6 protein-coding genes and 2 pseudogenes are annotated in these 8,120 nt (G+C 35.5%); 1 reads left to right on the top strand and 7 read right to left on the bottom strand.

Annotated features, from left to right (window positions below; all coding sequences use genetic code 11):
* Positions 1-61: 61 nt before the first annotated feature.
* A protein-coding gene (locus tag J678_RS23500; protein ID WP_085944219.1) for an IS3 family transposase occupies positions 62-1,206 on the bottom strand; the annotation gives its coding sequence in 2 pieces (ribosomal slippage) (positions 62-942 and positions 942-1,206; 1,146 coding nt in all).
* A 71-nt stretch (positions 1,207-1,277) separates the two neighbouring features.
* On the opposite strand from J678_RS23500, the pseudogene J678_RS22605 reads away from it, so the two are divergent.
* Positions 1,278-1,973: pseudogene (locus tag J678_RS22605) on the top strand (LysR family transcriptional regulator); the annotation flags it as partial.
* A gap of 51 nt (positions 1,974-2,024) precedes the next feature.
* Here the strand turns inward: J678_RS22605 and J678_RS22600 are convergent.
* From J678_RS22600 to J678_RS22580, 6 genes and pseudogenes are all read right to left on the bottom strand, one after another.
* Positions 2,025-2,204, bottom strand: a complete 180-nt coding sequence (locus tag J678_RS22600; protein ID WP_002049890.1) for a hypothetical protein — start codon at positions 2,202-2,204, stop codon at positions 2,025-2,027.
* 605 nt (positions 2,205-2,809) lie between these two features.
* Positions 2,810-3,829 carry a fimbrial protein gene (locus tag J678_RS22595; protein ID WP_017392884.1) on the bottom strand — a complete coding sequence of 340 codons (1,020 nt, stop codon included), beginning with the start codon at positions 3,827-3,829 and terminating at the stop codon, positions 2,810-2,812.
* Positions 3,826-6,361: pseudogene (locus J678_RS0104750) on the bottom strand (fimbria/pilus outer membrane usher protein). The gene J678_RS22595 and the pseudogene J678_RS0104750 overlap by 4 nt, the downstream one beginning before the upstream one ends.
* A gap of 55 nt (positions 6,362-6,416) precedes the next feature.
* On the bottom strand, positions 6,417-7,157 hold the full coding sequence (locus J678_RS22590) for a molecular chaperone (protein ID WP_017392883.1): 741 nt from the start codon (positions 7,155-7,157) through the stop codon (positions 6,417-6,419).
* 70 nt (positions 7,158-7,227) lie between these two features.
* Positions 7,228-7,764 (bottom strand): fimbrial protein, encoded by a 537-nt coding sequence (locus J678_RS22585; RefSeq protein ID WP_017392882.1) that lies wholly within the window; start codon positions 7,762-7,764, stop codon positions 7,228-7,230.
* Positions 7,765-7,908: 144 nt separating this feature from the next.
* The coding region (locus tag J678_RS22580; RefSeq protein ID WP_032027550.1) for an integrase core domain-containing protein at positions 7,909-8,120 on the bottom strand (212 nt) is incomplete at its 5' end.

Raw genomic sequence — 8,120 nt, 5'->3', positions numbered from 1 at the left:
AGAGGTGGTCCCACATGTTTGAACAACTAAAAGCTTATTTATAAGTGATACTCTGCTCTAGTTAAGCTACCTTATTTTGTTGTGGTAGCTGGTCATAGTAAAACTCATCTGGAGTCATTTTGTCCAGACTCGAATGAGGTCGTTTCAAATTATAAAATTCAAAATATGCGTTTAATTGCTTCTTCGCATCCAAAACATTGCTGTAGGCTTTGAGATACACCTCTTCATATTTAACGCTCCGCCATAATCGTTCAACCATCACATTATCAACCCATCGACCTTTACCATCCATGCTGATTTGGATGTCATTTGATTTCAATACATCAATAAATGCATCACTGGTAAACTGACTGCCTTGGTCTGTATTAAATATTTCAGGTCGACCATATTTTTCAATAGCTTCATTTAATGTTTCTATGCAAAATGTAACCTCCATACTAATCGATACTCTATGCGCAAGTACCTTGCGGCTATGCCAATCAATCACAGCACATAAATAAACAAAGCCTTTTGCCATAGGGATATACGTTATATCCGTAGACCACACTTGATTACTGCGCTGAATAGCCAATCCTTTGAGCAGATATGGATATTTGCGGTGAGCTTGATTAGCCTGGCTTAAATTTGGTTTGCAATATAACGCATTAATGCCCATTTTCTTCATTAAAGTACGTGTATGACGTCGTCCTATATGATGTCCTTGACGATTCAACAAATCACGCATCATACGGCTACCTGCAAAAGGGTATTGCATATGTAACTCATCCATACACCGCATCAGCTTCAGATCTGATGCACTCACAGGTTTTGGGCGATAGTAATAACAACCACGGGAGACTTTCAGCAGCTGAGCTTGCTTAGATACTGAAATCTGAAGTGAGTCATCGATTAACTTTTGTGGTTGAAGCGGCCCAGTTTCTTCAACACACCTTCTAAAAAATCAATTTCTAATGCCTGCTCACCGATTTTTGCATGTAGTTTTTTTAGATCGATGGGTGGTTCTGTTGGAGCTTTTGATTGATCGAAAGCTTGCGAGGAAGCTGAAATCAGTTGATTTTTCCAGTCGATAATTTGGTTTTGATGAACATCAAATTCAGCACTCAATTCAGCAAGTGTTTTTTCTGCTTTAATCGCAGCAAGTGCTACCTTAGCTTTAAAATCATTTGAATGATTTCTTCTTGGTCTACGTGCCATAAAATACTCCATATATTGATGTTTATAACATCATTTGGGGAGCAAAATATCACTTATAAGTGTTGTTCAAATTTCCTGATCCACCTCTCACTTACGTTTTAACATCTGAAGGCGAGCAGCTTGCCCAAGTAGTGGCACGTATGATGGAAGAGACGTTTTCTATTGAGAGGCTTGCTCTGGCTGGACAGCAGGAGGTTACGGGGACTGTTTCTATTAGTATGCCTCCGTTAACTGCTGCTCATCTAATCATGCCTCATCTCGGAAAGTTTTATCGTCATTATCCACAATTAAAACTGCGTGTACTTGGAGATGTTCATTATGTATCTTTGCAGCATAGAGAGGCTGATATTGCTGTAAGGTTTGGGCGACCTAAAGATGAATATTTAGTTGCTCGTAAAGTCGGAGAAATCCCTTTTGGAATATATGCTACCTCAAGTTATTTGGCTTCAACGAATCAAGAAAATTATGAGTGGATTAGTGTGGAGGTCGGTGGTGTACATGGACAGAAACAACAAAAATTAAAAGAAAAATTGAATAATAAAGACCCGCTCATGGTTACTAATCATCCTGAGTTGCAATGGAGAGCTGCATGTGGAGGAGTAGGTTTAGCCGTACTACCTGACTTTTTAGGTCAACAAGGCAATTTGATAAAATTACCAGATAATGACCCAATGAGCGCTGAAATTTGGTTGGTCATCCATGAAGATCTAAGGAGTAGTGCTGTGGTAAGAGTAGTGATGGATTTTCTTTTAAATTGTTTTGAACCATTTAGAGTTTAAATTTTGTTTAACTCTTTTTTTTCTTATCTACCTATTAAATTAAAGAGATTTTTATTCATCGGGAAAAATCCCTGCATCTTCACGCGCTTGCTTTAAGGCTAGAAAAAAACACAATAGAAAAAGTATACCAATAAAAAATAAGAAAAAATCTAAATGACTAATACCTAAACCAACTCCGAAAGCCCCTAAACTTAATAATAAAATGCAAAAGATTTTCCAAAAAATAAGCATGCTGTTTTGTAATAAAAACTGGGATTTAGGCTGTAATTGAAGAATATTTCCCGATTTATTTATGTTTTTTTTCTTATAGGTTATGTAAAGCTTTATAGTTCAGAAAATTACATAATTTGAAGTTAGGGCTTTAACTCAAACATTCTACCTAAACGACTTTTTAATTTTACTGCAAATTAATCGCTATAAAATTCATATTTTCTTAATTAATCGAATGATAATTCTTTAGAAAGTCTGTAGAATAGGGTTTCTAAATTTTATTTTTAATTAATTTTTGTTTAAAATTAACTGGTTAAATAGTTTTATCAAACTTTTGTTAAAAAAAAGACTTGATATTTAAGCTAAATTTTGAAATTATAGTCATGCAAATTGTGATCTATTTCCCACAATTTGTATTTCAGGTTAAGTGGTTATCACTAATGCTCATTGGCTTTATTCGCTTATGAGCATTTTTTTAATTTATTTGTTAGTAAAATTTAAAAAATAATTTATATCAAAAAATGATTCTTTTAGTATTAGTTAAAAATTAGTCAAATAACTTTATTCTTCAACGTATCTAACTACCTCTTCTTAAGATTCAGTAGTCAGAAAGAATGAAATTGCCTCTAATCATATTGAATCGTGACGGTGGCATTAGCTTTGACTTCTCCCGCCGTTACATTGGCAGCAGTTTGGTAGTAACGTGCAGTTAATGGCACATCATATTGAACTGTTTGGTTGGAGCCTATAGTACCAATACCTAGTTTATTTCCTTTTTGAATCGTACTATTTGCACCATTCATATTCCATAGAAGTTCTACACCAACACCGTTCGCTTTAGTTGATTCAGCAGCACTATTACTAATAACCTGACTGTTTGCAGCATCGGAATTGTAGTCAAAGCTTAAACTCAATGTGTTACTTGTAGGTATACCGGAGTTATTCTCGCCACCATTACAAAGAATGGATAGGTTAAAGTTTTTCTCACCTTGAGTTGTTCCGATAGCTCGAAAGCCTGATTTTGTCACAGTCGGAAGTTCAACAACCGTATCTACGCCATTTTGAATTTCACAAGATGATGATGCAATGAGAATAGGTGAACTACCTAATACTGTAGTCGTTAAGAAGGGGCGATTTTGTTGACCTGTTACATAGTAAGTACTATAACGGCCAGCCACTAATGCACCAGAACCAGTAGTGGTAGCAGTTTTAATCACTTCCAAAACAATATAGCCTGGCGAAAGTGTATATGCTGTATGAGGCGTCAATGTAAGCTTATAAGGGTAATAACCAGAAGAGTTCGAAGAGTCAGTTGCCTCACGGTAAATTCGAATACCTATACCCGGTATATTTGTGGCGTAAACATTATTGCCTATTGGACTAATTGGATAATTTAGAGGTAGAGCCGCTATAATTTGGTCACCAGGGCGGTTACACGTTGCAGTAGAATTATTGGGTGAAATGGTAAAAGTATTCTTTTGTAAAACTGTGCCTACAGGATCATTTGGACGAACCACAATGGTGCCAATCGTTATTGGAATATCAACTGTAGTAAAACCTTTACTTAAAGTACAGTTTGCATTTGCTTGGTTGGAAATAAAGAAATTAGTGATTAATAAACCACTCTGAATAAGTATTTTTTTCATTTGCAGATTGCCTCTGTCATAATAATTGATTGTTTTTCCTGTGAGATTTTTGATTGAATGTCATATTCAAGTTGACATTCTTCGGTATTACTTTCTCCCCACTTCACATAAAGATGATCATGAGACAGGGGCGTACGTAAATAAATACGACTACCTTGGGCTACCATTCCAACTACTTCGTTATTCTGGTTAAACACTTGTGCAGCAAATGGTAGGTGACCACCATTAGGAGTTTGAGTACTAATAAAAAGTGCATAGCCCGTTTTTGTGGAGAAATTGACTCTGGTTATTGATCCTGCATAAGGTGCAATACGGTGACTTGTTTCTGAAAGCTCAACATTTGATGGCATCCCTTGAGGGTCAAGGCTAATGTCATTTAAGCGATAGGGCGTAACATAAGGGATTACAGCATAACCATGTTTATTAATGTTTAGTCCAGATGTATTGCCGACTCGGGCACCTGTGGCTTCGGGGGCATAGACCAATACCATGGTTTGCACTTGATCTGGTCCAAATAAAAGCCCTTGAGAATGAGCAACCACACTTCCATTTAAATTAATCATTTCCTGCTGATATGCATTGGATTGGCTAAATGACCCACCTATAGTTGTGTAATTACTACGGTAGGTACCATTAATATTTACACTGCTTTGTCCTTGATCTAGGTATGAAATGGACGTGCCATAATCAAAGCGGTTTCCGATATAACCACTCATCCCTAGAGTTTTGCTATCTTCAGAAATAGAGCTATTAAAATTAATTGTGTTTTTCTTAAATTTGAGTGGAAAAGACAAAGACAATAAATACTGCGTTTCGTGACTAGTCTGTTGATCTTCGAGATCAAGCTCATGAGTAATTGCAGAAATGCTGTAAGTCAAATCTTTAAATTGATTACTATAACCAAATTGAAATTGTTGATTGCGATTAGGCTGATTCCAGTAATTAATCCATGAACCCACTAAATAAAAATTGCCCCATTGATTTGGAAGACTTTGATTTAATGTGATCTGAAATTCACTTTTTTGTTTTCCTACAGAAAAACTATCAATATTTCGTTGTTGTAAATCTTGAATTAAAATTGAATCTCTTAATTTCAAATAATTTTCGGTCGAGTATCGGTAGGTTGCTAAAGTTAAATTTGTATTCGTTGGCGTAAATAGTCGATTATAACTTAAACGATAACTTTGCCCTTTTAGTGTTGGTTTTTGATCAAAATTAGCTTTCGATTGAGTTGCATCAACTGCAATTGCACCAATTGGAGTTGCAAATGCGCTACCTATTAGAAAAGACTGGTAGTGTTCGGTTGCCTGAAACCCAGTATAACTTGTTAAATAGTTATTAATGCCTCGTTGATATTTACCTTGTACTAGCCATGGATTTAAATTGATATTAGCATCTCTAAATTGTCCTAGAGTAAAAGAATAACGACTCATCTTTGGGCGAAGCATCTCTACTACAGAAGCATAGGGAATAGAGAACTTTTGAATCTCTCCATTCGTCTCGTATATAGAAACTTGTAGTTCACCACCAAAACCTGTCGGATAAAGATCATTAATTTCAAAACTTCCAGGAGAAACGGTAGTTTGATAAATTAAATTTCCCTGTTGGCGCACTTCAACTTTTGCATTAGTCTTTGCATAACCCCGAATTTGTGGCGCATATCCAAGCATGCTGTTAGGCAGCATGCGATCATCACTTGCTACGTTAATTCCGCGATAAGGTAAGGCATCAAAAAAATTACTATTGGTAAAGTAATCACCTAAAGTAACGACACTATTAAACTTAGGAAATGCTTTTTGGGCATATGTATTGTTTGATGTATAGGAAGAAGTCTTTTTTGGAATTTCGTTATGATCTTGCCATTTCCACTGCCCACTATGGCGTAATTGCCAGTCATAGAGATTTATCCCGACGTTTGTACCCATAAAAGCATGATTTGTTTCATGGTCATTACTTACAATACGATATGCAGAAGCATTGTATGCAAAAAGCAGCGTTTATACCCCGATCCCATAAACGTGGATCGACGTATCCTTGAGCATTTTTTTGCAAAGCAACCTGGGGGATCGAAATATCAAGTCTCAGACGCGAGGTATCAAATTGATAAAAAGCATCATTAACCCATTTTTCTAGATCATTACAGGTAGGTAAATTATTGGCTTCCCGATGAATAATTTCTGTTTTAACGCCATATTCTAAAAGCATATCTGCTGTAAAACAGGTTTTTGCATTTTCATTCGAATTTGTAGTTTTAAAAAGAAACTTTCGTTTACCTAGCCATTGGCCATTAATATATACATCCAGACTATATTCACCAGGTAAAATAGGGTTGCCGTATTTAAATCGACCAATATCAATTTTCTGTGCATTTCCTACTAAAAAGTTAGTATCAAAGTCAGCTTTTAGTATATTTTGCCCACTCATATTGTCTGATGCATATACAGTTAAGGGCACATTAATCGCTATGCTTAATGCTAGATAATAACTAGTGCGCTTTTTAAAGCATGTACTGGGTATGAACCATTCTGACATAGTCTTTGTGCCTATTCATAAATAGGTGTTTAAATTTCAAAAAAGGTAAATAAGCTTAGAACTTTATTGTTTTTTCAATTCGCCCGCCGTAATCATTTATATAAACAAAGCTCATATTCGTTATATTGCTATTTTTAAGTTTTATCTGGTCTTCTGAAAAAGGAGAAAGCATTAAACCTCGTTTTAATAAATCTATTTTTTGATGATTTACTTCTTGAAAAATTGAGCTCATTGTAATGTAGAAGGGAGTGGGATTCTTAATAAGCAATGTTTCCCCATTTTTTACCCACTGAATTTTTTCACTAAATGTATCAATATTTTCTTTTAAATTTGCTGGCCGATAAAAGAATTTAATTCGTGATCGAATTGCTAATTGAAGAAAATTATTAGGTAGTGGTTCATTATTTACTTGTTTTTTCCCTTCTGGTTTTGGGGGAATATCTAATACGTTAAGCCAGAAAATATTTTCTTTATTTTGATTTAATTGAGAAGCACTTGGTAGCGCAGTAATTCGTAAGGTTTGGCCTTTAGTTGGTTCGACTCTTGAAATAGGAGGTGTAATAATAAAGGGTACATTCGACTCATCGGGAGTCGATTTTGAATTTCCATCATCAATCCAAGCTTGAACAAGTGAGGGTGTTGTACCATTGTTGCTTAGTTGTAAGCTGACTTCTCGAGCATCCGATGGATATATTATGCGTGTACCATGCAGTATTATTTCAGCATGTCCTATACTAGCAAGTACTGCTTGAAGGCAAGCCATTCCCCAAAAAAATTTACGACCACGAAAAAGCATGAGTCATATTCTCAATAATAAATAATAGATGAAATAGAGCTTCTATTTAATAATAGAAGCTGCCTTTAAATTATTGATAAATAATCGTGTATTTTACTTGCGAAGTTACAGTACCCGCAGTAGATACACCAGTCGCATAATATTCAGCATAATAATTAAGATCGGCATTACCACCAGCAGAAACATTTACCCATTGAGAATTATCTTGTGCACCGGAAGCCCCTTTAGCAAGTACAGGAATTACTGCGTTATTGCTTCCTAATAGTTGAATATTGACATTAGCAGCTGCACCAGAAGTGGCTTGGTTTAATAAACGTCCAGTATTAAAATCAACCGTTGCTCCTGGTTCAAAATAAGTCGCAACTTTTCCAGCAGAAGCGCAATTTGTTAGATTAATTTGAAAAGGTGTACGACCAGCAACATCTCCTACATTTTTTAAAGATTGAGATGATACTGTTGGTAAATTCACTGTAAGGTTTTTATCACCTGTATCAATCGTACAAGTATTATCAGTTACTAGACCATTAATAATAATCGTACCATCAGCTGCTTGTACTGTTGTAATATTAAAAAGTGAAGCTACCGCTATAAAAATAAATTTTTTCATGAATTCCCCGAAATATCCTATAAATATACATTAATTACTTTTCAGTGCTTTTATTCTGATCAAGTAACGCGGTGGAAATATAGAGAGGTGGTCCCACATGTTTGAACAACTAAAAGCTTATTTATAAGTGATCCTCTGCTCTAGTTAAGCTACCTTATTTTGTTGTGGTAGCTGGTCATAGTAAAACTCATCTGGAGTCATTTTGTCCAGACTCGAATGAGGTCGTTTCAAATTATAAAATTCAAAATATGCGTTTAATTGCTTCTTCGCATCCAAAACATTGCTGTAGGCTTTGAGATACACCTCTTCATATTTAACGCTCCGCCATAATCGTTCAACCATCACATTATCAACCC

Source organism: Acinetobacter sp. 1424608 (assembly GCF_000588255.1).
Lineage (GTDB): Bacteria > Pseudomonadota > Gammaproteobacteria > Pseudomonadales > Moraxellaceae > Acinetobacter > Acinetobacter nosocomialis.
This window is presented reverse-complemented; position numbering and strand designations above follow the sequence as displayed.